Origin of the sequence: Xanthomonas nasturtii (assembly GCF_001660815.1) — a bacterium.
In the GTDB taxonomy this organism is placed as follows: Bacteria; Pseudomonadota; Gammaproteobacteria; order Xanthomonadales; family Xanthomonadaceae; genus Xanthomonas; species Xanthomonas nasturtii.
In genome coordinates this window covers 40,028-63,733 of sequence record NZ_LYMI01000002.1, presented here as the reverse complement: position 1 = coordinate 63,733, position 23,706 = coordinate 40,028, and the positions used below count along the sequence as shown (strand labels likewise).

Annotated in this window: 22 protein-coding genes, 1 other RNA gene and 2 pseudogenes; 8 read left to right on the top strand and 17 right to left on the bottom strand. The window is 63.4% G+C overall.

The window, feature by feature from the left end:
- The first annotated feature begins 101 nt into the window (after positions 1-101).
- Positions 102-1,112 (top strand): energy transducer TonB, encoded by a 1,011-nt coding sequence (locus A7D16_RS01085; RefSeq protein WP_064629022.1) that lies wholly within the window; start codon positions 102-104, stop codon positions 1,110-1,112.
- A 179-nt stretch (positions 1,113-1,291) separates the two neighbouring features.
- On the opposite strand, the gene A7D16_RS01080 is transcribed toward A7D16_RS01085, so the two are convergent.
- The 7 genes from A7D16_RS01080 to A7D16_RS01045 all read right to left on the bottom strand — a co-directional run bounded on the left by A7D16_RS01080 (position 1,292) and on the right by A7D16_RS01045 (position 7,507).
- Entirely contained in the window at positions 1,292-2,464 is a 1,173-nt protein-coding gene (locus A7D16_RS01080) for an FAD-dependent monooxygenase (RefSeq protein WP_204377164.1), read from the bottom strand.
- A 92-nt stretch (positions 2,465-2,556) separates the two neighbouring features.
- Positions 2,557-3,750 carry an ABC transporter permease gene (locus tag A7D16_RS01075; protein ID WP_064629020.1) on the bottom strand — a complete coding sequence of 398 codons (1,194 nt, stop codon included), beginning with the start codon at positions 3,748-3,750 and terminating at the stop codon, positions 2,557-2,559.
- Positions 3,747-4,493, bottom strand: coding sequence for an ABC transporter ATP-binding protein (locus A7D16_RS01070; protein ID WP_064629018.1), 747 nt, complete (start codon positions 4,491-4,493; stop codon positions 3,747-3,749). Before A7D16_RS01070 ends, A7D16_RS01075 begins: the two co-directional genes overlap by 4 nt.
- A 31-nt stretch (positions 4,494-4,524) precedes the next feature.
- On the bottom strand, positions 4,525-6,126 hold the full coding sequence (locus A7D16_RS01065) for an alpha/beta fold hydrolase (protein WP_064629015.1): 1,602 nt from the start codon (positions 6,124-6,126) through the stop codon (positions 4,525-4,527).
- A gap of 272 nt (positions 6,127-6,398) precedes the next feature.
- Positions 6,399-6,599 carry a helix-turn-helix transcriptional regulator gene (locus tag A7D16_RS01055; RefSeq protein WP_064629013.1) on the bottom strand — a complete coding sequence of 67 codons (201 nt, stop codon included), beginning with the start codon at positions 6,597-6,599 and terminating at the stop codon, positions 6,399-6,401.
- Positions 6,596-7,183 carry a hypothetical protein gene (locus tag A7D16_RS01050; RefSeq protein ID WP_064629012.1) on the bottom strand — a complete coding sequence of 196 codons (588 nt, stop codon included), beginning with the start codon at positions 7,181-7,183 and terminating at the stop codon, positions 6,596-6,598. The genes A7D16_RS01055 and A7D16_RS01050 overlap by 4 nt, the downstream gene beginning before the upstream one ends.
- A 249-nt stretch (positions 7,184-7,432) precedes the next feature.
- Positions 7,433-7,507: non-coding RNA, sX9 sRNA (locus A7D16_RS01045), on the bottom strand.
- Between the two features lie 156 nt (positions 7,508-7,663).
- Between A7D16_RS01045 and A7D16_RS01040 the strand changes: the two are divergent.
- Positions 7,664-8,518 (top strand): annotated as a pseudogene (locus A7D16_RS01040) (GH39 family glycosyl hydrolase); the annotation flags it as partial.
- A 257-nt stretch (positions 8,519-8,775) separates the two neighbouring features.
- Here A7D16_RS01040 and A7D16_RS01035 read toward each other — a convergent pair.
- Positions 8,776-9,048, bottom strand: a complete 273-nt coding sequence (locus A7D16_RS01035; protein WP_064629010.1) for a metal/formaldehyde-sensitive transcriptional repressor — start codon at positions 9,046-9,048, stop codon at positions 8,776-8,778.
- A gap of 65 nt (positions 9,049-9,113) precedes the next feature.
- On the opposite strand from A7D16_RS01035, the gene dmeF reads away from it, so the two are divergent.
- Positions 9,114-10,130 carry a CDF family Co(II)/Ni(II) efflux transporter DmeF gene (dmeF, locus tag A7D16_RS01030; protein ID WP_064629008.1) on the top strand — a complete coding sequence of 339 codons (1,017 nt, stop codon included), beginning with the start codon at positions 9,114-9,116 and terminating at the stop codon, positions 10,128-10,130.
- Between the two features lie 84 nt (positions 10,131-10,214).
- Here dmeF and A7D16_RS01025 read toward each other — a convergent pair whose 3' ends face one another.
- Positions 10,215-11,042 (bottom strand): ferredoxin--NADP reductase, encoded by an 828-nt coding sequence (locus A7D16_RS01025; RefSeq protein ID WP_082925681.1) that lies wholly within the window; start codon positions 11,040-11,042, stop codon positions 10,215-10,217.
- 35 nt (positions 11,043-11,077) lie between these two features.
- Between A7D16_RS01025 and A7D16_RS01020 the strand changes: the two genes are divergently transcribed.
- The 5 genes from A7D16_RS01020 (at position 11,078) to A7D16_RS01000 (ending at position 15,729) form a co-directional block, all read left to right on the top strand.
- Positions 11,078-12,073, top strand: a complete 996-nt coding sequence (locus A7D16_RS01020; RefSeq protein ID WP_064629004.1) for an ABC transporter ATP-binding protein — start codon at positions 11,078-11,080, stop codon at positions 12,071-12,073.
- Positions 12,070-12,882 carry an ABC transporter permease gene (locus tag A7D16_RS01015; RefSeq protein ID WP_193395421.1) on the top strand — a complete coding sequence of 271 codons (813 nt, stop codon included), beginning with the start codon at positions 12,070-12,072 and terminating at the stop codon, positions 12,880-12,882. The genes A7D16_RS01020 and A7D16_RS01015 overlap by 4 nt, the downstream gene beginning before the upstream one ends.
- Entirely contained in the window at positions 12,846-13,634 is a 789-nt protein-coding gene (locus A7D16_RS01010) for a DUF3800 domain-containing protein (protein WP_064629000.1), read from the top strand. The genes A7D16_RS01015 and A7D16_RS01010 overlap by 37 nt, the downstream gene beginning before the upstream one ends.
- A gap of 118 nt (positions 13,635-13,752) precedes the next feature.
- Positions 13,753-14,691 carry a 2-dehydropantoate 2-reductase gene (panE, locus tag A7D16_RS01005; RefSeq protein WP_064628998.1) on the top strand — a complete coding sequence of 313 codons (939 nt, stop codon included), beginning with the start codon at positions 13,753-13,755 and terminating at the stop codon, positions 14,689-14,691.
- Positions 14,692-15,213: 522 nt separating this feature from the next.
- Positions 15,214-15,729 carry a hypothetical protein gene (locus tag A7D16_RS01000; RefSeq protein ID WP_064628997.1) on the top strand — a complete coding sequence of 172 codons (516 nt, stop codon included), beginning with the start codon at positions 15,214-15,216 and terminating at the stop codon, positions 15,727-15,729.
- 21 nt (positions 15,730-15,750) lie between these two features.
- Here A7D16_RS01000 and A7D16_RS00995 read toward each other — a convergent pair.
- The 8 genes and pseudogenes from A7D16_RS00995 to A7D16_RS00965 form a co-directional block, all read right to left on the bottom strand.
- Positions 15,751-16,154, bottom strand: a pseudogene (locus A7D16_RS00995) (acyl-CoA thioesterase).
- Positions 16,155-16,192: 38 nt separating this feature from the next.
- Positions 16,193-16,645 carry a hypothetical protein gene (locus A7D16_RS00990; protein ID WP_064628995.1) on the bottom strand — a complete coding sequence of 151 codons (453 nt, stop codon included), beginning with the start codon at positions 16,643-16,645 and terminating at the stop codon, positions 16,193-16,195.
- Positions 16,646-16,673: 28 nt separating this feature from the next.
- Positions 16,674-17,000 (bottom strand): thioredoxin family protein, encoded by a 327-nt coding sequence (locus A7D16_RS00985; protein ID WP_064628992.1) that lies wholly within the window; start codon positions 16,998-17,000, stop codon positions 16,674-16,676.
- Positions 16,972-17,454, bottom strand: a complete 483-nt coding sequence (locus tag A7D16_RS00980; RefSeq protein ID WP_064628990.1) for a flavodoxin — start codon at positions 17,452-17,454, stop codon at positions 16,972-16,974. The genes A7D16_RS00985 and A7D16_RS00980 overlap by 29 nt, the downstream gene beginning before the upstream one ends.
- A gap of 226 nt (positions 17,455-17,680) precedes the next feature.
- Positions 17,681-18,151 (bottom strand): hypothetical protein, encoded by a 471-nt coding sequence (locus A7D16_RS20980; protein ID WP_082925680.1) that lies wholly within the window; start codon positions 18,149-18,151, stop codon positions 17,681-17,683.
- Positions 18,151-18,849: a DUF3800 domain-containing protein gene (locus tag A7D16_RS00975; RefSeq protein WP_064628988.1), complete on the bottom strand. Its 699-nt coding sequence runs from the start codon at positions 18,847-18,849 to the stop codon at positions 18,151-18,153. The genes A7D16_RS20980 and A7D16_RS00975 overlap by 1 nt, the downstream gene beginning before the upstream one ends.
- Positions 18,850-18,890: 41 nt before the next feature.
- Complete coding sequence (locus tag A7D16_RS00970; protein ID WP_064628986.1) at positions 18,891-19,934, bottom strand: ribonucleotide-diphosphate reductase subunit beta; 1,044 nt, start codon at positions 19,932-19,934, stop codon at positions 18,891-18,893.
- Between the two features lie 179 nt (positions 19,935-20,113).
- Positions 20,114-22,612 carry a ribonucleoside-diphosphate reductase subunit alpha gene (locus A7D16_RS00965; RefSeq protein WP_064628984.1) on the bottom strand — a complete coding sequence of 833 codons (2,499 nt, stop codon included), beginning with the start codon at positions 22,610-22,612 and terminating at the stop codon, positions 20,114-20,116.
- Between the last annotated feature and the right edge of the window lie 1,094 nt (positions 22,613-23,706).

Below are 23,706 nucleotides of genomic sequence, written 5' to 3'. Positions count from 1 at the left end.
CCCCGGCAATGCTAGATTGCGGCATTGCCGTCCATTGCGGGAACAATGGCCGGCGCTCGCCGCAGCAACGTTATCTTTCGCACTCGGGGTAAGGGGGACGCATGTTGGATCTGACACAGGGCCGTATGGCACGCCGGATCGCGCCGGTCATTTTGCTGGTGAGCCTGGCCGCCTGCTCCAAGCAGGAAGACAAGGCCGCCAGCACCACGCCAGCCACCGGCGCAACGCCGGCCGCAACGGCCACCGCACCGACGCCGGCCACGGCGGTCTCGCCGCAGGTGCAGTCGATGGCTGCCGACCAGTTGCGCGCATCGGCCACCAAGGCGCTGCAGGACAACCGCATGTACGCCCCGGCCGGCGATAACGCGGTGGAGTACTACCTGGCCTTGCGTGAGAAGCAGCCGCAGGACGCCACCGTCAACAGCGCGCTGACCGACCTGCTGCCATACACGCTGATCGCCGCCGAACAAGGCATCAGCCGCGAAGAATTCCCGGAAGCGCAGCGGTTGATTGCGTTGATCGAAAAAGTCGACCCCAAGGCGCCGGCATTGCCGCGTCTGAAGGCCGGTCTGGAAACCGGCATGAAGACCGCCGCCAGCCGCTCCGAGCAGGATGCCGAGCAGGCCAAGAAGCTGGTCGAGGACAAGGCCAAGCAGGCCGCCGAGCAGAAGCGCCTGGCCGAGCAGCAGACCCGCGAAGCCGCCGCTGCCCAGCAGATTGCCGCCCAGCAGGAAGCTGCCCGCCAGCAGACCGCCGAAGCCGAGCGCCAAGCCGCTGCACGCCGTCAGGCCGAAACGCCGGCGCCGGCAGCACCGCGTCCGGCACCAGCGGCAGCGACGGCCGCTGCACCGGCCGCACAGTCGCTGCGCCCGATCAGCACCCCGGCGCCGCGTTATCCCCCTGAAGCCCTGCGCGCCGGCACCTCCGGCGAAGTGCTGGTGGAACTCACGGTCGGTACCGACGGCTCAATCACCGCCTCGCGCGTGCTGCGCGCCAACCCGCCGCGCGTGTTCGATCGCGAAGCGCTCAACGCGGTGAAGCGTTGGCGTTTCGAACCGGTTGCCGCACCTGTGACGACACGGCGTACGCTGTCGTTCAATCCAGGCGGTTGATGCCTGGAGCGTTGATAGCATAGAAACAGCAAAAGCCCGCAGCGATGCGGGCTTTTCGTCGTGGCTATGCTGCGCTGCGCTGCGTCGTAGCGCGCGGGGGCGACTGGTGCATGTGCGCGTGTGGCGGGTTGCAAGCCGCAGCTTCGCATACACGCTCAAGCATGCTGGTCGCAGACGCTCTAACCCGCCGCGAACTGCGCATTCCGTTGGTCTATCGCTTCCTGCGTTCTGGGGGCAATCATCTCGAGCCCGAAGTCGATCGCCTGTTTCTGGACCTCGTCGATGAATGGACGCAGGCGCGCGTCGTAGTCGCGGAAAGCATCTTCGTGCCGTCCCTCGTGTTCCATGAAGGCATCGGCAAGGGCTGCGGCCCCGACAATCGCCAACGATCCGCCCATGCCGGCAGCAGGCGTTGCGCAATACGCGGCGTCGCCGACCAATGCAACCCGTCCCTTGCTCCAGCTAGACATCCTTATCTGGCTGAACTTGTCGAAATAGAAATTGGGCGAACGCAACGCCTCTGCGATCATCTCGGGGGCGCGCCAGCCTTCGGTCTCGAAATGCTCCCGAATGATGCGGCGCTGCTGTTCGGCATCACGATAGTCGTAGTCGAATTCCTTCTCGGAATAGAAGCAGAAGCAGACATCGGTCTTCCCGTTGTAGGCGTTGAGCATCATCGTCTTGCTTGGCACGTTGTAAATCTGCGTGGTGTCCTGCGGAATCAGCAAGGTGTCGACGATGGCGATCGCGAAGTAGTTCTGCAGGAACAGGGCAAACTCCTTCTCTGGCCCGAAGATCATCTTTCGAAGCGATGAATGACTGCCGTCGCAACCGAACACCAGCTCGAACCGTCCTCGGTTCCCGCCCGAGAATGTCACCTCGACGTCGTCGCAGGACTGCTCGATCGCCGCGATACTGTCGCCAAAGATGCATTCGACCCGACCCTTGATCTTGCCCGATAGCAGTTCCAGAAGGACATCCCGTTCGATCTCATAGTCTTCTGCCTGCGGCAGCGCATGCTGGCCTTCCATCGTCGCGACGACCTGGTCTTGCGCGTTGCGGAACTCCGTTCGCTTCGGCGGCAGGCTCAAGGCGCGTATCTCATCGAGAAGCCCCATGCGGCGGACGATATCGACCGTTCCTTCGCGCACGTCGACGGGCGAACCGCCCTTCTTCAGCCCCTTGGCGACTTCGATCACCGTGACGGTGTAGCCGATCCGATCCATCCAGTAGGCAGTCGAGAGCCCGGCGAAGCTTGCGCCGACCACGAGGACGCGTGCGCCGCCGCCGATAGTTCCTGCTGTCGTGTCCATCATCGGTCCTGTGGGAATTCGTTGGGGTGTCGAGGTCATGGTGATCCGTAGCTGGCTCGGTCACGTGAGCCTCTATACGCCGGACCACTAGGCCGGGGCAAGTTTTAAAACAAGGCGTAGGGCAACCAACATCATCCTGAAATCGCAAGACGCTCCTGGTGATAACGGCGCAGTGCTGCATACCACAACAACGCCGCAACACCGAAACCCGCCAGCAGATACACCGCCCAGGTCTGCGCGTTGATGGTCTCGTGGCGGATCACCTTCAACAGCATCTGGTTCTGCGCCAGAAACGGCACCGCGAAATGCCATAGCTGCGTTTTCAGCGGATACGCCATCAGCGCGTAACCGGGCAGCATCGGCAGCAGCAACAGCCAGGTCATATGCGCCTGCGCTTCCTTCATGCTCTTGGCGGCGGCGGCCAGATAGGTCAGCAGCGAGGTGCCGACGAACAACATCGGCACCAGGATGAAGAGCATCTGCAGCATCGGCACGAAACCGACATTGAGCTGGCGCCCCAGATTCGAGGTGGATAGCTGCGCACTCAGTTTGAATGCCAACAACGTGAGCACTAGCGACACCATGCCGATCACGCAGGCCGCCGCGATCTTGCCGCTGACGATCGCGCTGCGTGGGGCGGGCGTGGCAAGCAAGGGCTCAAGCGATTGGCGCTCGCGCTCGCCGGCGGTGGCATCCAGAATCAACGAGGCGCCGCCCAAAAATGAGGTGATCACCAGCAGCACCGGCAACAGCATCGCCATCATCTGGCCGCGCTTGGCTTCGGCGGTGGCCAGGTCCTGCGCAGCGATTTCCAATGGCCGGCTCACCTGCGCATCGATACCGCGCGCCAGCAACCGCAAAGCACCGACCTGCTGGCTATAACCGCTGAGCGCGGCCTGCAGGCGCATGCTCGGCACGTCGGCCTCGCGCCGCGTGCTGTCCTTGATGACTTCCACCAGCGCCGGCCGGCCTTCGCGCCAATCCTGCGCATAGCTGTCGCTGATGCGCAGCGCCACGTCGACATCCTGGTTGCGAATCGCCGCGGTCAGATCGGCGGGCGCGTCCACCGCGTTGAGCCCTTGCGCAGCCAGAAACCGCACCAGATTCGGTGCGTTGGCGCGACCGAGCGTGGGGATGTCCAGCGGCTTGTCGATCTGCGTGCGCACCCGGCTTTCGCTCAGGGCGCCCATGCCCAGGATCAGGATCGGGTACAGCAACGGCGACAACAGCAACGCCAATGCCAGGGTGCGGCGGTCGCGTGAGATGTCGCGCAGTTCCTTGCGCAGCACGGTCCACAGCGTGGACAACAACGATGTGGTGCTCATGCGTGCAGCCCCTCGTCCGAGCCGATCGCCTTGACGAAGGCGTCTTCCAGGTTGTCTTCGCCGGTGGCGGCGCGCAGTTCGTCGGCGCTGCCGGATGCCACCACCGTGCCCTTGGCGATGATGACGATGCGATCGCACAGCGCCGCCACCTCCTGCATGATGTGGCTGGAAAAGATCACGCAACGTCCCTCCGCGCGCAGCTGCTGCAGGAAGCCGCGCATGGCGCGGGTGGTCATCACATCCAGGCCGTTGGTGGGCTCGTCCAGAATCACATTGCGCGGGTCGTGCACCAACGCCCGCGCAATGGCGGTCTTGGTGCGCTGGCCCTGGCTGAAGCCTTCGGTCTGACGGTCCAGAATGTCGTCCATGTCCAACGCCTTGGACAGCAAACCCGTGCGCTGCGCGATCTGCGTGCGCGACAGGCCATGCAACTCACCGAAGTAGGCGATGTTTTCGCGTGCGGTCAGCCGCTTGTAGACCCCGCGCGCATCCGGCAACACGCCGAGCGCGCGGCGCACCGTCACCGGGTCGCGGGCGACATCCACGCCGTCGACAGTGACGCTGCCCTGGTCGGGCGACATCAGCGTGTAAAGCATGCGCAAGGTGGTGGTCTTGCCGGCGCCGTTGGGACCGAGCAGCCCGGTGATCTGGCCATCGCCAGCGCTGAAACTGACCCCATCGACGGCTTTCACCAGCCCGGTCTTGGTCTTGAACGACTTGTGCAGGGTATCGACGACGATCATGCGAGCGCCTCCGTGGCGTGGTCGATGCGGCTCATGGTTCCCATCCGTTGAACGAGGTAAAGGCAGGCACGGTGTTGAGGCTGGCCACGCAGCTGGTATCCAGCGCCTTGGCGTCGGCGGTCTGCAGAAACTGGCTCAGCACCTTGGGCATGCAACCCAGCCGGAACACGCCATGCCCCTGCCCGGGCGCAATCACGTGGCGGCCATTGGGCAGGCCTTGCAGCACCCGTTCGGCGTAGCGTGGCGGTGTCACCGGATCGAGCTGCCCGGAGAGCAGCAACACCGGCAGCGTCGAGCGGAACGGCGCGCTCGCAGCCGCCGGTGCCGGCTTTGATGGCCACACCTTGCACGGTGCGAAGAACATCTCGGCCACCTCGTTGCCCAGCAAGGTGGTGTCCTTCTGTGCGGGTGCGTGATAACGCCCGGCATCTTCGCTGCACAACACCGACCATTGCATCAGGCGATTCATCTGATCGGACATGCCCGATGCGCTCATCTGCGCCAACGCCATCAACGAGGCATAACGGCCTGCGGCGGCTTCGTCCAGCACCAGCGGCAACAGCGAGGCGGTTTCCGGCGCATACGAGAATCCGAACGCCAGCCCCACGACGGTGTCGGCAGTGACCTGCTCATGGCGCACGGCGCCTGTGCGCGGGTCGCGATACTCCACGGCCACCGGTGCCTGCCGCAACCGCTCGACCACCTGGCGCAACTGCGTGGCGGTATCCACCGGAAAGCGCTTGGCGCAGGCAGGTTGTTGACGGCATTGCGCCGACTGCAGCGCGATCGCATCTTCGAAGGTGCGTGCGAACTCGCCGCCGATCACCAGATCGTTCGGCGCCACACCATCGATCACCACGGTGCGGGTGTGCTGCGGATAGCGCGCGGCATAGTGCTGCGCCACACGCGTGCCGTACGAGGCACCGATCAGGTTCAACGTTTGCACGCCCAATGCGGCGCGTACCGCGTCCAGATCGCCGATGGCTTCGCTGGTGGTGAAGTAGCGCGGGTCGGCATCGTTGCGCAAACCCTCGGCGCACCTGCGCGCATGGTCGGTCAGTTGCTCGGCGCTGGCCGCGCTGCTGTTTTCCAGGTCCAGCGGCTTGCCGGCCGCATCGCGACATTCCAGCGGATGCGAGCCACCGGTACCGCGCTGATCGACCAGAAAAATGTCGCGCTGCTTGCCCACCTCATGCAGCCCCATGTCCACGATGGCCGCGACCTCGGTTGCCGACTGCCCCGGCCCACCGGCAATGAAGAACACCGGGTCCGGCGTGCTGCCGGCGCCGGCATCGCTTTCCAGCCAGGCGATCTTCAAGGCGATGCTGCGCCCGCTCGGCGCGGCCGGATTTTCCGGCACGCGCAGACTGGCGCACTGCGCTTCGATATTGCCGGCGGCGCCGCCAGAGCTCAACGTGCACGGCGTGAACTGAAGCGCGCCGTAGCGATTGCCCGCGGCGCTGCCGGGCGGCGTTGTCGCAGCGGGCTGCTGCGCGGTGTTGCCCGGGGTTGCGGCGGCAGTTTTTCCGGCAACGTCCCTCTCCGTGGCGGGCGCTGCGGCGCGCTGGCATCCGGCAGCCAGCATCGCGACCAGCACTGCCACCACCACTGTGGATTGCTTGAGCATCGTCATCCTATCTCCTGGTATTCCCTGTCCCCTGACATTGCATGCGGCCATACGTGACCGCTGCAACTAGAGCGTGTTATGTACTTTGAGATGAGTGCGAAGCGTCCTGTGGCGCGTCGAGGCAAGGCGTGCGCTGCGGCCCAGGCTGCCCGCCTGGGCAAGGCGCGCAACGCGGTATCGGCGCGCCACAGGGCGCTTCCCGGAGGGTTGGCGGTCAGCGGCACGGAGCGCGCGCCGCTGACCGCCAACGCATCTCATCTCAAGGTGCATAACACGCTCTAATGCCCGTCTTCGTAAAGAAAAACGTGCTCGATCGATTCCCCGAACAACCGTGCGATCCGAAACGCCAACGGCAAGCTGGGATCGTATTTTCCGGTTTCCAACGCATTGATGGTCTGCCGCGACACGCCCAACCGCTCGGCCAGCTCCCCTTGCGACCAGCCACTGGCCTCGCGCAATTCGCGCACGCGGCTATTCATGCAAAACGACGCGCATGGATGCTTTTGGTGATGCCATAGATGGCGCACAGCAGCGGGAACACCCACAGCATCGCCGCGCTTGCCGGGATGTCGATCAGCTCGGCGGCCTGCAGAAATCCGGCGGTCATGTACGCACCGCTGACCAGGCCGGCGGCAATGGCGATCGCTTCCAGCTCGATACGCCGTTGCATCTCGTCCCAATCGCGCACGTAACGCGCCACCGCGCGAATCACCAGCACCACCAGCAATGCCGGCAGCAAGGCAATCAGCACCCGCGCCCAGTTCGGGGCCACGTGCGCAAGCAGGTAACGCCAAAACAGCATCACCGCCACGTACACCAGCATCGGTACGCCGAATTCACGGTAATAGCGCTGTGCCAAGGCAGGGCGGGTGCTGTCGCGCATGTCGCTGCGCGCCAGCCACATCGGCAGCGACAGCAGCATGCACGAGCCACCGATACCGGCGCTAAGCCCGGCGATGTAATTGTTCAAGGGCAGCACCTGCCACACCCCCAGCAGCCCGATGCCGAGCAAGACCAGGCCCAGCAAGAACACCAGCAGCGCGTTGCGCTTGCAGCGGTTCATTTGCACGGCCTCGGCGCAACGGGTGCATGCACGGCGTACTCACTGCGCATACGTCCGGCGACGGTGTGCACAGCACGTTTTGCTGCGCAGCCATGCCCGCATTCCATTTGCTTACGCCGCTGCCGCATCGCATTCGCCTGTCAAGTGCGCTTGACAGGCAAGATGCGCTTGCCGAGTCCTTCTGTCAAGCATCCTTTACACATTCGAGCGGACACATCTGCGTACGTCTCCGTTGCCTGGTCCAGGAGCGGCTAACAACACGTCGCGAGCGGTCGTCAGTGGCTGCAGACGGCGCACAGGAACCGCAGCGTACGCGTGTTACGTCAGGGTTCGCAGCAACGGCGGGACCCGCCTGGCAAGTGCGCAGCCCGTCTGTCAGCCGTTCCATGTCACTTCGTCTGGTCTGCAGTGCTCTGCCGCACTGCGTTACGCTGCCTGCTCGACCTTCAGCGGAAGCGGCAATGCGTTCGGATTTTTTGCAAGCTGCCGATCGATTTCGTGACCACGCATACCTACGGCGTGGACGGCGGCTTTCTGGATGAAAACGGCAAGCAGGACGTCAAATTGTCTGCATCGCCGGATGCCATTGTTGGCGATGTGCGCCGCGTCCATGCACAGATCCAGGCCTCGCCATTCCCGGATCTGCCGCTGTACCTCACCGAGTGGAGCAGCAGCTACACGCCACGCGATTACGTGCACGACAGCTACATCAACGCATCCTACATCCTGACCAAGCTCAAGCAGGTCAAAGGCCTGGTGCAGGGCATGAGTTACTGGACCTATACCGATCTGTTCGAAGAACCCGGCCCGCCGCCTACGCCGTTCCATGGCGGGTTCGGGCTGATGAACCGCGAAGGCATTCGCAAGCCGGCTTGGTTCGCCTACAAATACTTGAACGCGCTCAAGGGCCGCGAGATTCCGCTCGCCGATGCGCATGCATTGGCCGCAGTGGACGGCAAGCGTCTGGCTGCGCTGGTGTGGGATTGGCAGCAGCCGGTGCAGGCGGTGAGCAATACGTCGTTTAATACCGAGCAGGCGCCAGCCACCGACAGCGCACCGCTGCGCATGCGCGTGACGCATGTGCCGGCTGGCACCTACCAGCTGCAGGTGCGCAAGACCGGCTACCGGCGCAACGACCCGCTGTCGCTGTACATCGACATGGGCATGCCCAAGGAGTTGGCGCCGCGTCAGTTGACGCCGCTGCAACAGGCCACGCGCGATGTGCCCCAACAGGATCGTCGCGTGCGCTTGGGCGCCGATGGCCTGGTCGAGATCAGCCTGCCGATGCGCAGCAACGATGTGGTGCTGCTGACACTGGAGCCGACGGCGCGCTGAGCGTGCATGGCACCGGGCCGCGCACTGCAATCGGCCATGCGCGGTCTGCGTCATCGGCACTCCACCTTGATGCAGGCACTCCAGCGCGCGACGCGCCTGTCCGCATCGCGCGCACCGTCTTTGCTGGCGTGATGCGTGCGATGCGGTTTGTCACCCGCGTTGGCTCACGCGGTTGCATGCGTGAGACGGCCCGCGCATGCCGTACCAGGCGAAGACCACGCACACCTGACTACGCCCGCTCGTTGCGGTGGTCGCGCTTACTTGAGATAGGTCTTGAGGATGGCTGTGATGTCATCCACCGCCAGCTCGCGCTCGCCCAGTGCCTCCGGCGCGGCAACGTGATGCTTCAGATGCGCGCTGAGCAGCTCGACCATCAAGCCCTGCGCCGCGCCGCGGAACGCAGCCACCTGGGTCAGCAACGCGGTGCACTCCACGTCCTGCGCCAAGGCTTTTTCCAGCCCTTCCACCTGCCCGCGGATCCTGCGCACGCGCGCAAGCAGTTTGGATTTGTCCTGATTCAGATGTGCCATCGAACTATACCCCCCAGGGGTATTTGGGATACCCTGTGGGGGTACCTTAGCCAGAGCCACCGCCGATGTCGATCACGCACCCCGCGCCGCATTGCACGCAGTCGCACACCTTTGCCAGCGCCAACCCGCTCGCCGAACGCAGCACCCGCAAGGCGGTGATCCTGACCGTGATCATGATGGTGGTGGAGATCGTGGGCGGTTGGACGCTCAACTCCATGGCCCTGCTCGCCGACGGCTGGCACATGAGTTCGCACGCGCTGGCGCTGGGGCTGGCGTTGTTCGCCTATCGCTTCGCACGGCAGCATGCCGGCGATGTGCGTTTCAGCTTCGGCACCTGGAAGGTCGAGGTACTGGGCGGTTACACCAGCGCGATCCTGCTGCTGGGCGTGGCCGGGCTGATGGCGTTCCAGTCGGTGGAACGGCTGTTGACGCCCAAAGCCATCCAGTATCAGGAAGCCACCGTGATTGCGGTGATCGGCCTGCTGGTGAACCTGATCTGCGCATGGTGGCTGCGCGATTCGCATGGGCATGGCCACGCGCATGGTCATCCGCACGGCCACGCGCACGCGCATGACAGTCATGGCCATGCGCACACGCACGGACATCATGGTCATGGTCATCACCACGATGCGCACAGCGATCTCAATCTGCGTGCCGCATATCTGCACATGGTGGCCGACGCGGCGACCTCGGTGCTTGCGATTGTGGCGCTGGTGGCCGGCATGCACTGGGGCGTGACCTGGCTGGATCCCATCATGGGCATTGTGGGTGCGGTGCTGGTCACCGTCTGGGCCTGGGGCCTGCTGCGCAGCACCGGCAGCGTATTGCTGGATGCGGAAATGGACGCACCGGTGGTGGCAGAAGTGAAGCAGGTCATCGCCGAGCTTCCCCATGCGATCGACATCGCCGATCTGCATGTCTGGCGCGTCGGCAGCGAGCGATATGCCTGCGTCGTCAGCCTGGTCACCGCAGCCGATATCGACGCGCAGCTGGTGCGCAACGCACTGCAGATCCACGAAGAACTGGTGCATGTCACGGTGGAGCTGCAGCGCCCGCCGGCGCTTCGGGCCGCAATGGCCTAGCGCCGCAGCAAGGCGGCGCCGCGCCGCCTGTCGTCACAGCGCACAGGCAGGGGCAGGCCGCGGGCGCGCCGCCTGCATGCCGCCTCAGACCTTGGGCGGCGTGGAGCTGACGTACTTCTCGCGACGGATCTGCGCACTGGGCAGCCCGGCCACCTTCAGCGCCTCCAGGCAGGTGTCCACCATGTCCGGGTTGCCGCACAGGTAGGCGATATCGTGCGCGGCATCGGGTGCGAACGCGGCCAGATGCTGCTGCACATAGCCATGCCGCACATCGGCATGCGGTTGGGCGGGCAACTCGCGTGAGAAACACGGCACGTAGCGGAACTGCGGATGCGCCTCGGCAAACGCGCGGAAATCCTCGCCGTACAGCAGCTCGGCCGGCGTGCGCGCGCCCTGCAGCAGGACCACCTGCACGCCACGGGTGGCGATCGCCTCGGCCAGCAACGGCAGCATCGACCGGTACGGGGTGACCCCGGTGCCGGTGGCGATCAGCACATAGCGCTGGTTGTGGTCGCCCGGCTGCAGGCGGAGGCGGCCGTAGGGCCCGCTGGCCAGCAGCTGGTCGCCGATCTCCAGGCCTTCGAACAGCGCCGTGGCCGAGCCGCCGGGCACGAAGCTCACCGCGATCTCCACCGCCTCGCCCGGCCCCAGCGCGTGGTCGTGGATGGTCGCCAGCGAATAGCTGCGCTTGGTCGGCGTGCCATCGGCGTAATCGAAATGGATCTGGATGAACTGGCCGGGCTGGAAATCCAGCGGCTGCCCGTCGTCACGCACGAACTGGCAGTGGGCCACGGTGGGCGCAATCATGCGCCGGTCGACAAGCTTGAGGGGGAATTGAACGGGCACGAACGTATTTGGGACAGTCTGTGATCGGGGCAAACCCCCACGGGCTTCTATAATAACGGGCTGCAACTCGCTGCGCCGGCACCCTGGCGCGAAGGACCATCTTGAATTCACCCTCTCCCATGGCGCCCGCCCTGCGCGTGTGCGACCTGCGCAAGACCTACGACAACGGCACCCAGGCGCTCAAGGGCGTGTCGCTGGACGTGGTTCCGGGCGATTTCTTCGCCCTGCTCGGCCCCAATGGCGCCGGCAAATCCACCCTGATCGGCATCATCAGCTCGCTGGTGAACCTGTCCGGCGGGCAGGTGGAGGTGTTCGGTACCGACCTGGTCACCCATCGCAGCGAGGCGATGCGCCTGATCGGCCTGGTGCCGCAGGAAATCAACTTCAACCTGTTCGAAAAACCCTTCGACATCCTGGTCAACTACGCCGGTTTCTACGGCATGCCGCGGCGCGAGGCCGAGGCGCTGGCCGAAGTGGAACTGCGCCGCGCGCACCTGTGGGAAAAGGCCCAGGTCATGAGCCGCACGCTCTCCGGCGGCATGAAGCGCCGGCTGATGATCGCCCGCGCCATGATGACCCAGCCGCGCCTGCTGATCCTGGACGAACCCACCGCTGGCGTGGACATCGAGATCCGCCGCGACATGTGGCGCGTACTCAAGGACATCAACGCCGCCGGCACCACCATCATCCTGACCACCCATTACCTGGAAGAAGCCGAGCACCTGTGCCGCAACCTGGCCATCATCAACCACGGCCAGATCGTCACCCAGGGGCCGATGCGCGAGCTGCTGGCCAAGCTCGACGTGGAAGGTTTCCTGTTCGATATCGACGGTGACCTGCCCGCGCAGCTGCCGGCGATCGAAGGCACCACGCTCACCGCCATCGACGGCCATACGCTGGATCTGGACATGCCGCGCGCCATGGACCTCAACCGCGTGTTCGCCGCACTGGGCGATGCCGGCATCCGGGTGCGCTCGATGCGCACCAAGAGCAACCGGCTGGAAGAATTGTTCGTTCGCCTGACCGGGCCCGGCGAGACCCTTGCCGACCCGGCCCCTGCGGCAGCGGCGCCCGCGCGCCCGGCAGGTCACCCATGAGTCCTTCGGAGCCGTCGATGTCCGCCACGCCCGCCACACCCCGCCAACGCAACTGGATTGCGCTGGGCACCATCGTGCGCCGCGAAGTGCAGCGCATCCTGCGCATCTGGGGCCAGACCCTGGTGCCGCCGGCCATCACCATGACGCTGTACTTCCTGATCTTCGGCGGGCTGATCGGCTCGCGCGTCGGCGACATGGGCGGCTACAGCTACATGCAGTTCATCGTGCCGGGCCTGGTGATGATGAGCGTGATCCAGAACAGCTACGGCAACATTTCCTCCAGCTTCTTCGGCGCCAAGTTCGGCCGCCATGTGGAAGAGCTGCTGGTCAGCCCGATGCCCAACTGGGTGATCCTGTGGGGCTATGTCTCCGGCGCGGTGTTGCGCGGGGTGATGGTCGGGGCAATCGTGCTGATCATCGCGATGTTCTTCACCCCGGTGCGTATCCCGCATCCGTTCGTCACGCTGACCACCGTGCTGCTGGGCGCGATCATCTTTTCGCTGGCCGGCTTCGTCAACGCGGTCTATGCCAAGAAGTTCGACGACGTGGCAATCGTGCCCACCTTCATCCTGACCCCGCTGACCTACCTGGGCGGCGTGTTCTATTCGGTCAAACTGCTACCCGGCTGGGCCGAGGCGGCCACCCATGCCAACCCGATCTTCTACATGGTCAACGCCTTCCGCTACGGCCTGCTCGGCAGCTCGGACGTACCGATCTGGGTCGCCTACGCACTGATGCTGGGCTTTGTCGCCGTGCTCAGCGCACTGGCGCTGTGGCTGCTGCGGCGTGGTGTGGGGTTGCGGAGCTGAGAGTGCAGTTCAGCGACTACATCGTGTTTGTGGATGAAAGCGGCGATCACGGGATGGCCACCATTGACCCGGCCTTCCCGCTGTTCGTGCTGTCGTGCTGCTTGATCAGCAAACGCGATTACATGGCTGCAGTGGTACCGGCCATTCAACGAATCAAGTTCGCGACGTTCGGCCACGATGCCGTGGTGCTGCACGAACGCGAGATACGCCGCGATATCGGCGCGTTTTCGGTGTTGCGTGATCGCCAGAAGAAACAGGCGTTTATCGATGCCCTGACAGATGCGTTGGCGTCCGCACCGATGACCATTTTTTCTGCTGTTATCGACAAGCGTCGCCTTCAGGATCGCCAGCGCGGGGAAAATCCTTACGAAATCTCGATGCGTTTCTGCCTTGAGCGGATGTACTACAAGCTCGGCAAACAGGGCCAGGTCGCGCAACGCGGGGCAGCATTGACCACGCACGTTCTGTGCGAGGCACGTGGACATAACGAGGATCAGGATCTGGAATTGGCATTTCGCCGCATCTGTGGCGGCGACAATTTTTCTGGTGTCGAAATGCCATTCGATCCGGTGATCTGCGACAAGAAAAGCAACGCGATCGGACTTCAACTGGCTGATCTGGTCGCGCGTCCAATCGGTATGCGGCAGTTGCGCCCCGACCAACCCAATCGCGCGTGGGATGTCATCGAGCAGAAGCTGGACAAGGATGCGACTGGCCGTTACCTCGGCTACGGATTGAAGTGCTTCCCATAAAACAAAAGGCCCCGGCGATTCTGCCAGAGCCTGATGCCGACCGAGAATCCCCGATCCGGTCGCCAGCTTAACACCCTGCCCCGACACGCTCCAACCATCAAGCTGAACGGAGATTTTGATGCATATCCTCATCCTCGGTGCCGGTGGCACCGGCGGTTATTTCGGCGGGCGCCTGGCGCAGGCCGGTGTCGATGTCACCTTCCTGGTGCGCGATGCACGCGCGGCGCAGCTGCAGGCCGAAGGCCTGCGCATCCGCAGCCCACTCGGCGATGCACAGGTGCCGGTGGCGCATGTCACCACGCAGGACTTGCCGGCGTTGGTGGCGCAGCAACCGTTCGATCTGGTGATCCTCAGCTGCAAGGCCTATGACCTGGACAGCGCGATCGAGGCGATTGCGCCTGCGGTGGGCGCGCACACCACGGTGTTGCCGATCCTCAACGGCCTGCGCCATTACGCAGCACTGGACGAGCGTTTCGGCGCGGCACGGGTGCTGGGCGGGCTGTGCTTCATCAGCGCCACCAAGGGCGAGCACGGCGAGATCCTGCATCTGGGCAAGCCGGCATCGCTGACATTCGGCGAGCGCGATGGCAGCGCGGATTCGGCGCGCGTGCAGGCGTTTGCCGCGGCGTGCACGCAGGCCGGCATCGACCATGTAGCCAGCGCGCAGATTGCGCAGGAGCAGTGGATCAAATACAGCTTCCTCACCGCGCTGGCGGCGGCCACCTGCCTGATGCGCGCGCCGGTCGGGGCGATCGTCGCCACCGACGATGGGCGGGCCTTGATCAACGGCCTGTACAACGAATGCCTGTGGGCGGCCGACGCGGCCGGGCAGTCGATCCCGGAAGCTGCGCGCGCCAAGGCGCTGCAGACCCTGCTGCAGGTGGACTCCCCGCTCAAGGCCTCGATGCTGCGCGACCTGGAAGCAGGCCAGGACGTGGAAGCGGCGCAGATCGTCGGCGACATGCTCAAGCGCGTACGCGAAACCGGCCGCAATGCACCATTGTTGATGGCGGCGCATGTGCATCTGCAGGCGTATCAGGTGTTGCGGCAGAGCTGATGGGGATGGCGGGCGACTGTGCGCATGCGACGCATGCCTCGCCCCCATCCGCCCTTCGGGCACCTTCCCCCGCAAGCGGGAGAAGGGAGTGATCGCTACCGCTGCATGACTGGCAGAACGGCCTGCGTACTCCTACGCCACTTGGCCCCGGCAGATCCGTCTCCCGCGTGCGGGAGAAGGTGGTGCGAAGCGCCAGATGAGGGCGCATTTGCTCGCCGTGGCCTTTGCGCCGCCGCGTCGACCTTCTTGCCACTCCACCGCCTAGCTCCGGTAGATCCCTTCTTCCGCATGCGGAAGAAGGTGGCGCAAAGCGCAGGATGAGGCCGCGCTGCTTGGCGTAGCCTGCGCACCGCCGCAGCAACCCCTGACCACTCCGCCGTTGCTCCCCGCAGACTTCTTCTCCCGCACGCCGGAGAAGGTGGCGCAACGCGCCGGATGAGGCCGCGTGTGCCTGGCGTAGCCTTCGCACCGCCGCGACGCCACGCACACGATGCTCTGCATCCCTCCATCGCCGTCATCATCATGAAACTGCTTAGCCACCTGTTCCGTGCCGGTCATTTCGTGATCCTGGCGTTCTTCGTGCTGTGCGCGGTGGGTCTGGTGGCGATGGCCGGGTTGGAGTTGTGGCATGGCTTTACGCCGGGCGGCGACATGGTGGTACGCGACCGCTTCAACGTGGTGCTGGAGGCCATCGGCCTGCTTACCGTGGCACTGGTGACGCTGGAGCTGGGCCAGACCATCTTCGAAGAAGAGATCCTGCGCGACGTCAAGGTCAGCGGGCCCACGCGCGTGCGCCGCTACCTGTCGCGCTTTTTCGTGGTGATCGTGATCGCGCTGGCCATCGAGACGTTGGTGTCGATCTTCGAGCTGATGCACGACGACCCGGCCAAGCTGCCGTATGCGGCCGCGGTCGGCTCATGCGCAGCGTTGCTGCTGATCGCCTGGGGCGTATTCGTCAAGCTCAATCGCAGCGCCGAAGAGCTGGAGCCCGAAGCGATGGAAGAGACCAAGCGCGAAGACCGCGAGGTCGAGGAATAAGCGCAGCCAGCCGAAGCGCAGTCAGCCGGCGACGGCTGGCAGCGGCGGCACCGCCGTCGGCTTGCCGTCAGCATCCAGCGCGATCATCACGAAGTGCCCGCGCGTGCACAGCTCGCGTGCGCCGCTGAGCAGGTCCTCGGCGATCAGTTCCACTTCCACCTTGATCGAGCTGCGCCCCACCGACACCACGCGCGCGACGGTTTCCACCATCTGGCCCTGCCGGATCGGCAACTTGAAATCCACCTGATCCGAGCGCGCAGTGACTACCGCACGCCGCGCATAACGCGACGCCGCCAGAAACGCGGCCTTGTCCATCCACGCCAACGCCTGTCCCCCGAACAGCGTGCCCATGTGGTTGGTGTGGTTGGGCACACGATCTCGGCCATGCGGGCTTCGATCGGTGGCACGGATGTGGCGCTGGTCATGATGGCGGTACCGAAAGAAGAAAGAAAAGGCGGCCCGATCAGCTGTGCAGCGTCGGCAGGAAGCTCAGGTCCATGGAGTAGCGCGCTGCGCGCTGCGGGTCGACGAACACGCGCAGCGCCTGCCCATCACTCAGGAACGGCTGCGGATCGGTCCACAGATTTTCGCTGCGATACTCGGTTAGCGTGTTGTGCGTGCGGTCGTGGCGTTGGGCAAGAATGCGAAACGGATGCTTGCCGTTGACCTCCAGCGAGGTATTGAGCTCGACCTCAACGAAGCTCGCTTCCACCACCGTGCCATGCCGGCGCAACCACGCGGCGCGGCGCGCATGCCACACGCGATAGCCGAGGATGCCTCCGCCCACGCCACCAAATGCCACACCCAACCGCAATAGGATCCAGCGCGCCTGATTTGGCAATAGCGCCGCACCGGTCAACAGACCCAGCCCCGCCAGCAGGAAGCTCCAGGCGACGATGGTGACGGTCGTGCGCATTGCTGGCTGCGATGGACATCCGGCATGCTCACAGCCCGCTACGAACCGCCGCTTCCACCTGCGCCGGCGACTGGAAGCCAGGCAGACGCGCCACCTCGGCGCCGTCCTTGAACAACGCCAGGGTCGGCGTCTGCCGCAAGCCCAGGCCACGGAAGAACTCCTCGCCAACCACTTCCAGCTTCACCTTGAGGAGTGCGACGCCCGCGGCGTCTTCGCTCGCGGCGAACTTGGTCAGCGACATGTCGAGCATCTTGCAGCCCGGACAATTGTCTTTGTAATAGTCGACCAGCAAGCGCGGATGCGCGGCCAGGGCGGCGGCGTAGTCGTCAGGCGTGGAGGCGTGGAGGGTTTGCATGGGGGAATGTCTCACTACAGGCAAGAATGTGGTCGGTCCAGCGTTGGATCTTGGTGGCGTCGCGTTCGCCGTGGGGCATTTGTTCGATCTCCAGCCGCGGGTAGCGCGTACCGAAGAATGCGGCAATGCGCCGGGCCGCACCGCAGTAGTTCTCCTCGCCCCACTGCGTCTCGCCGGTGCCGAACACCGCCAGGCGTTCCGGCTTGCCGACTGCATTGACGAGCTCTTCGATGAAGCGCTTCATCTCCGGCGGCGTGCGCCCGGCGTTGATGCTCCAGCTACCCAGGATGTAGAGATCGCGCTCCGCGCCGTCCGGGCAAGCCTGCGCCAACGTCTGGATGTCGGCATCGATCCAGGTCACCGCATGGCCCAGTTCCTCGCAGCGCGCGCGGATCGCACGCGCGACATCGCGTGTGTTGCCGCTGAGCGAGGTGTGGGCGAGCAGGATGTGCATTTGCTTAATGATTAATGGGTTCAGGAATATTTCTTATTAAAAACAACGGGTTGCAAATTCCATTAGCTTCTCGGGCTTCTTGGGGGTTTGCCGCTGCGCCAAGCGCACTTGACTCTAACGGTGGCTGAGCTAAGCTCCGCCTCGAGTTCACTGCCCATCGGCTTTGAACCTATCGAGGTCTCGGCCGCTGAACCCGCGTAGCGAATCAGCGGCCTTTTTTCGCCTGCTATTTGGTTTTCGTAAGCGAGCGAACGCATTCTTCGCGAGACCAAGTCGGCGAACTTCGAATCTTTCCTATGCTGCTATCTGCTTGGTAGCACGTGATGAAGTTGGCCTTTAGTAACGAATCTTGCTTGAGCGACAGTGCAATCACGACCACAAAATCTTCATAGACCACCGCCACTCGGCGGGTGGGGTCAACCTGTCCGGCAGTTTTATCCCAGCCTTGAAATAGATTGGCATCCGGATGTGTAAGGGTCGCCTGAATCCAGTCGATTCGCTGCGCCCTTACTTCTGAAAAAGTATCCTTCTGTCCATCTCGCCCTGCACTCTCGTAGAACGCATGGCCAAATTTTCTTGCATCGAAGTAGACTCGGATCTCGTCTGGTGTCTGTATATTGCCGCGGCAGTAGACGCGTTCGTAGTGTTGTCGGTACTCGGCAGAAGTTTCGTACTTGACCAACGGAGGCAACGACATCACCACCCTCCGTTAAGTCGAATCTTGAAGATGTTGAATTTCTCCTCGCCTTTGCTGGTTGAACCAAGTTCGCGACCCAATGCGCTTTCAATACGGCTAACGACGGTGAACTTCGCAGTGTTAGGCGTAAGGGTAGAGTTGATCTTGCTACTAGCCGCTCCCAGCAACAAATCACACATCTGGATCAGAACTACTTCGTTAGACGGTAAGGACTGAACACTCTCAATATTCGAGCTCAAGTTTGCACGAGACAGACACTGGGCGAGGACAGGTAGGCGCTTCGAATCGCGATTACTCTTCGCGTCACAAAAGATTCGATAATCATTAAAATCAAGAATCCAGTGATGAAGAAGCTGGTAGTAGAACTTGTAAAACCCCAGCTCCGCATCATCGTCATGTAACGAAAGATCAATTTGTGTCCGATCAACCGCAATACATCGAAAACGAAGGTTCTCGCCATATGCGAAGAAGATGTCAACCAGCTCTACGTAGAAGTCGCGGCGATTAGGCGCAACCTTGCTCCACTTGATCTCGCCCCAGGCTTCATGTCGTTTTCGAAGGTCGCCAATTCGCGATTTAAGCTCATTACGAACTTCCTGTGGAAGCCAAAGGCTTCCGATCATGAGGTAACGCGCACGCGGACTAGCAGACGTTAGGACGTCTGGATTCGCCTCATCGCAGTACACCTCAAATCTCATATGAGCTCGCAGGTAATTGGAGATATGAGCGGCAGAAATTCTTACAGATCGTCGAAGCCGTTATCCGAATTGGTCTTCTTGTACGAGGCATTGCGCATCTCGAAGAAGTCGGTCTTGGTCTCGGTGAAGTTGTCGGCGTAGGCCTTGATCCACGGCATCACGTTGTCGTTGGCGCCTTCGTACAGCTTCTCGATGCCGAGCATGCCGGCCATCTTGTTGGCGCGGTACTTCACGTAGCGGATCATCTCGTCCACATCGATGCCGTCGATGCCGTCCAGCACTTCGGCGGTCCACACCGTTTCCAGATCGATCGCGTGCTCGAAGGCCTTGTGCACGTAATCGGTGAGCTCATCGCCCTGCAGCGCCTGGTTCTCGCCGATGATGGCGCGAATCAGCTCGCTGATGAACTTGGAGTGGGCCAGCTCGTCGCGGTTGATGAAGCTGATGATCTTGCCGGTGCCGGTCATGCGGTTCTGGCGGACCAGATTGTAGAAATACGCAAAGCCGGAATAGAAGTTGATGCCTTCCAGGATCGAGGACTGGATCAGCGCGCGGATCAGCGTTTCAGCCGTCTTGTCGCGCAGGAAATCGTCGTAGGCGCCCATGATCGGCGCGTTACGCTTGATGATGGTCGGGTGCGTGCGCGCAAGCTCGAACACGCGGTTCTGGTCAGCCAGGCCGGTGATCGAGGCCAGCACGTAGCTGTAGCTCTCGTTATGGATCACTTCCTGCTGGCCGATGATCGCGGCATTGGCATGCGCAGCCGGGTCGGTGATGTATTCGGCGACGTTGTAGATGAAGCGCGTCTGCGGCGAATCCAGCGTGGCCAGCAAACCGATGATCGAATCGTAGGCATTCTTTTCGCGCGCCGACAGCTCGTTGTACTGGCGCGCGTCGCCCTTCATGTCCACCTCGTCAGGGATCCAGAAGTTGGTCGACAGCTCCTTGTAGGCCCGATAGAAGGACGGGTACGGGATGTCGTTCCAGTTGAGGATGCCGGAGGTTTCGCCATTGATGATGGCGGTGGAGCGGTTCGGGTGACGCGGCTCCAAGATCTTGATGCGCTCAAGCGGTGTTGCGGACATGTGGGTCTCTACTCGTGTTCCGGGCAGTCGCCCGCGTGACGCGGGGACGGCGGCAGCAATCGTTCTGGAGGAAAGCCCCCTGAGTCAGGGGGCGCGCCAAAGGTGCGGGGTGTGGGAGCTGATGAAGCAGGGTCCACAGTTCGCAACGCGAACTGTGGAAGCGAAAGCGCGAATGCGCTTTAGCTACTGCACCACTCGCACTCGCTGATATCGATATCGTTGGAGCGCACGTAGTACGTGGTCTTCAAACCTTCGCGCCAGGCGGTCATGTGCAGATCCAGCAGCGTGCTCGCACGGATGGTGCTGGGCACGTAGAAGTTGAAGCTGATCGACTGGTCGATGTGGCGCTGGCGACGCGCGTTCTGGCGCACGCTGGCGAACTGGTCGACATGGTAGGCGCCCTTTTCGTAGTACGGCCAGGTTTCCAGCGACAGGCCGGGAGCGGCGACCGGACGACGGAAGTCCTTCTTTTCCTCGTAATAGAACGCGCTGTAGATCGGATCGATCGAGGCGGTGGAGCCGGCGATCTGCGCGGTGCTCATGTTCGGCGCAACTGCCAGCATCCAGGCATTGCGCACGCCGTTGACCGCCACCTGCGCCGATAGCTCCAGCCACTGCGGGCTATTGTAGTCGCGCGCACGGAAGTACTCGCCGGTGTGCCAGTCGCTGCCGCGAAACACGCTGTAGGTGCCCTTTTCCTTGGCCAGCTGCATGCTCGCCTGGACGGTCAGGTAGTTGATGCGCTCGTACAGCTCGTCGCTGTAGTCCTCGGCTTCCTTGGCATTCCAGTGGATGCTCTTTTGCGCCAGCAAATGGTGCCAGCCGAAGGTGCCAAGGCCAATCGCGCGGTACTTCTGATTGGTGATGGTGGCCTGCGGTACGGGGAGCTGATTGAGATCGATCACGTTGTCGAGCATGCGCACCTGGATCGGGATCAAGCGCTCCAGCACGTCGGCGCCCAGCAGATCGGCCTGGTCGTCCTGCGCGATGATCGCGCGGCCCAGGTTGATCGAGGACAGGTTGCACACGACGAAGTCGCCCGCCTTCTTGGTGGTGACGATCTGATTGCCGCTGATGATCTCCTGCATCATCCGCGTGGGGCTCATGTTCTGCAGGATCTCGGTGCACAGGTTGGACGAATAGACCATGCCCTCGTGCTTGTTCGGGTTCTTGCGATTGACTTCATCGCGATAGAACATGAACGGGTTGCCGGTTTCCAGCTGGCTGACCATGATGCGCTTGAAGATTTCGATCGCCTTGACCGTCTTGCGCGTGATGCGCTCGTCGGCCACCACTTCTTCGTACTTGCGACGGAAGCTGCTGTTGGCATCGCCCTTCTTCTCATCAAAGAAGTCCTGCAGGTACCAGCCCTTGATGCGCTTCACTTCATGCGGGTCGAACAGGTACCAGTCGCCGCGACGCTCGACCGCTTCCATGAACAGGTCGGGGATGCACACCGAGGTGAACACGTCGTGCGCGCGCAGACGCTGGTCGCCGTTGTTCAGGCGCAGATCCAGGAACGATTCGATATCGCGGTGGAAGATGTCCAGGTAGACGGCAATGGCGCCCTTGCGCTGGCCCAGCTGGTCCACCGACACGGCGGTGTTGTTGAGCTGCTTGATCCACGGCACCACGCCGCCGGACGAATTGGACACGCCGCGGATCGCCGAACCCGACGAACGCACATAGCCCAGGTACGCGCCCACGCCGCCGCCGTGCTTGGACACGCGCGCCACGTCGGTGTTGGAGTCGTAGATGCCCTGCAGGCTGTCGTCGACGGTGTCGATGAAGCAGCTCGACAGCTGGCCGCCGACCTTGCCGGCATTGGCCAGCGTCGGCGTTGCCACCGTCATGTACAGGTTGGACAGCGCCCAGTAGGCCTCGCCCACCAGCTGCATGCGTCGCTCGCGGCTGCCCTTGCCGGTGCCGATCTCGTCCTGCATCAGGTACAGCGCGATCGTCAGCCAACGCTCCTGCGGCAGCTCGAACACGCCGCGCGAGTTGTCGGTGGCCAGGTAACGGGTGGCCAGCAGATACAGGCCGTTATAGGCGAACAGCTTGTCGCGCTCGGGCTCGATCATCTTGCCGGCTTCGATCAGCTCGTCCTTGGAATAGCGGCGCAGGATGTCGTTGGAATAGACATTGCGGTCGGCCAGGCTTTCCTGCAGGCCCACGAACGAACCGTACTTCTGGCTGGCGTCGTAGAACCGGTTGCGGCTGGCGCGCTTGTACAGGCGGCGCAGGTACAGACGCGCAGCGAAGTGCTCCCACTCCGGGGTGGTCAGATCGACGCGGGCTTCGGCCTCGCGGATCAGGTGGTCGACCAGGTCGTCGGCGTTGACGCTGTCCTTGCGTTCGACAAAGCCGAACACCGAGCGCTTGTAGTCGGCCACGTCCAGCAGCGGGAATTCGGCGTGGATCTGGTCGATGGCGCGCTCCAGGCGCTCCGGCTCGAACGGAATCTTGCGATTGCCCGCTTCCTTGGTGATCCAGGTGGAGACGTTTTGTTCTTCGATGGTCTGTGCGTGCATTGCAATGGCTTGGCGGGGGGGCGGCACAACATCCGACGGGTCGGTCAATTCCGGCGCGCCGCAACCGGGCGCGCTGACACTGGCGGGAGCGCTGGTGGGTGTTGCGGTACCGGCGGCGATCGCGGCAAGGGTGTCGTTGGTGGTCATGCGTCCTCCATGCGTAGGCACACGAACCCGTTCGGGACGGGCTGCGACCGGATCCGGACTCCCTGGACAGCGATGACGGTGCGGGGCGAGCGGCACGCAAGACGGAAGTCTGCGGCGCATCGCCATCACCAGCCATCTCCTTACCAGAGATTCCACGGCCGCCACCGCGCGGTGTGCTGTCGCGAGGTGGTCGGTGGCGAAACAACCGCGGCGCAACAAGACCACGCCGCCGCGTCCAGGCCGAGGCCCGGATGGCTTGTAGTCTCTAAGTGCGACCGCTGCAAGGAGGCCCTCGACCGCGGCCCCGCCGCGATACGTGCTCCCACTGGTCCGGCCGCCTTGTGCGACCAACCACCGACTGCCCCAAGATAGTGGGGTCCCGGTGAGGGGTCAACACATAATGTGGGAAAAACCCGCAAACCCTTGTGGCGCAAAGCGCTGTCTGACGAACGGTCGATTCGGCCTCGCGGACTGCCCAATCCGGGTGCGCAGTCAAGGCCTGAGCGAGCGTTTTTGCTGACTGGTTGGGTCCGGTCGGGGTGGCTGTGACAGGCAGCGATACTGAAGCCGGTCACAGTTGGTCTTGCCGGTTGCTCGTTGAACCATGCACGCCGACCATCTCAACCAGTCTTCGCCTGCCCACTGTCGCGGGACCTTGAGCGGCATGGATGCCGTGCCAGAGCTACAGGGACGTACTTGCAGCGTGTCCCGCGATGGTGGGCCGGCAAGGGCCCAGCAGAAGGCGCAGCCTCGGTCGCGGGCGCGATGCCCTCACCGCTCGCGGGACACGCCGTTAACCCGTCCGTGGGGGCTCGGTGGCGGCATCCATGCCGCCAACGGTCCCACAATCGGTAAGGACACCGCACCAGACAGGTGGTCGGTGGTCGCGTGAACGCTGTTTGTAGCGCGTTGCGCATCCGGTGTTGAGCCGGCGCGTCATGATCGAACAATGCGCATCAATCACGGCTCCTACCGTGCGCACCGACCATCTCGACTGGTCCTTGCCCGCTCACCGTCGTAGGACCTTGAGCGGCATGGATGCCGCGCCAGAGCCTCCATGGACGGATTCACGGCGTGTCCTGCGATGGTGGGCG

Excerpts from the sequence above, each read along its gene's own strand:
- A7D16_RS00990 (WP_064628995.1), bottom strand. The coding sequence starts at position 16,645 with ATGCGCACGACCGTCACCATCGTCGCCTGGAGCTTCCTGCTGGCGGGG.
- A7D16_RS01050 (WP_064629012.1), bottom strand. The coding sequence starts at position 7,183 with ATGAACCGCTGCAAGCGCAACGCGCTGCTGGTGTTCTTGCTGGGCCTG.
- A7D16_RS01080 (WP_204377164.1), bottom strand. The coding sequence starts at position 2,464 with ATGACCTCGACACCCCAACGAATTCCCACAGGACCGATGATGGACACG.
- A7D16_RS01085 (WP_064629022.1), top strand. The coding sequence starts at position 102 with ATGTTGGATCTGACACAGGGCCGTATGGCACGCCGGATCGCGCCGGTC.
- A7D16_RS01075 (WP_064629020.1), bottom strand. The coding sequence starts at position 3,750 with ATGAGCACCACATCGTTGTTGTCCACGCTGTGGACCGTGCTGCGCAAG.
- A7D16_RS01015 (WP_193395421.1), top strand. The coding sequence starts at position 12,070 with ATGAGTCCTTCGGAGCCGTCGATGTCCGCCACGCCCGCCACACCCCGC.
- A7D16_RS00980 (WP_064628990.1), bottom strand. The coding sequence starts at position 17,454 with ATGCACATCCTGCTCGCCCACACCTCGCTCAGCGGCAACACACGCGAT.
- A7D16_RS01035 (WP_064629010.1), bottom strand. The coding sequence starts at position 9,048 with ATGGCACATCTGAATCAGGACAAATCCAAACTGCTTGCGCGCGTGCGC.
- A7D16_RS01000 (WP_064628997.1), top strand. The coding sequence starts at position 15,214 with ATGAAACTGCTTAGCCACCTGTTCCGTGCCGGTCATTTCGTGATCCTG.
- dmeF (WP_064629008.1), top strand. The coding sequence starts at position 9,114 with ATGTCGATCACGCACCCCGCGCCGCATTGCACGCAGTCGCACACCTTT.
- A7D16_RS01065 (WP_064629015.1), bottom strand. The coding sequence starts at position 6,126 with ATGACGATGCTCAAGCAATCCACAGTGGTGGTGGCAGTGCTGGTCGCG.
- A7D16_RS00965 (WP_064628984.1), bottom strand. The coding sequence starts at position 22,612 with ATGACCACCAACGACACCCTTGCCGCGATCGCCGCCGGTACCGCAACA.
- A7D16_RS01070 (WP_064629018.1), bottom strand. The coding sequence starts at position 4,493 with ATGATCGTCGTCGATACCCTGCACAAGTCGTTCAAGACCAAGACCGGG.
- A7D16_RS20980 (WP_082925680.1), bottom strand. The coding sequence starts at position 18,151 with ATGTCGTTGCCTCCGTTGGTCAAGTACGAAACTTCTGCCGAGTACCGA.
- A7D16_RS00985 (WP_064628992.1), bottom strand. The coding sequence starts at position 17,000 with ATGCAAACCCTCCACGCCTCCACGCCTGACGACTACGCCGCCGCCCTG.
- A7D16_RS00970 (WP_064628986.1), bottom strand. The coding sequence starts at position 19,934 with ATGTCCGCAACACCGCTTGAGCGCATCAAGATCTTGGAGCCGCGTCAC.
- A7D16_RS01055 (WP_064629013.1), bottom strand. The coding sequence starts at position 6,599 with ATGAATAGCCGCGTGCGCGAATTGCGCGAGGCCAGTGGCTGGTCGCAA.
- panE (WP_064628998.1), top strand. The coding sequence starts at position 13,753 with ATGCATATCCTCATCCTCGGTGCCGGTGGCACCGGCGGTTATTTCGGC.
- A7D16_RS00975 (WP_064628988.1), bottom strand. The coding sequence starts at position 18,849 with ATGAGATTTGAGGTGTACTGCGATGAGGCGAATCCAGACGTCCTAACG.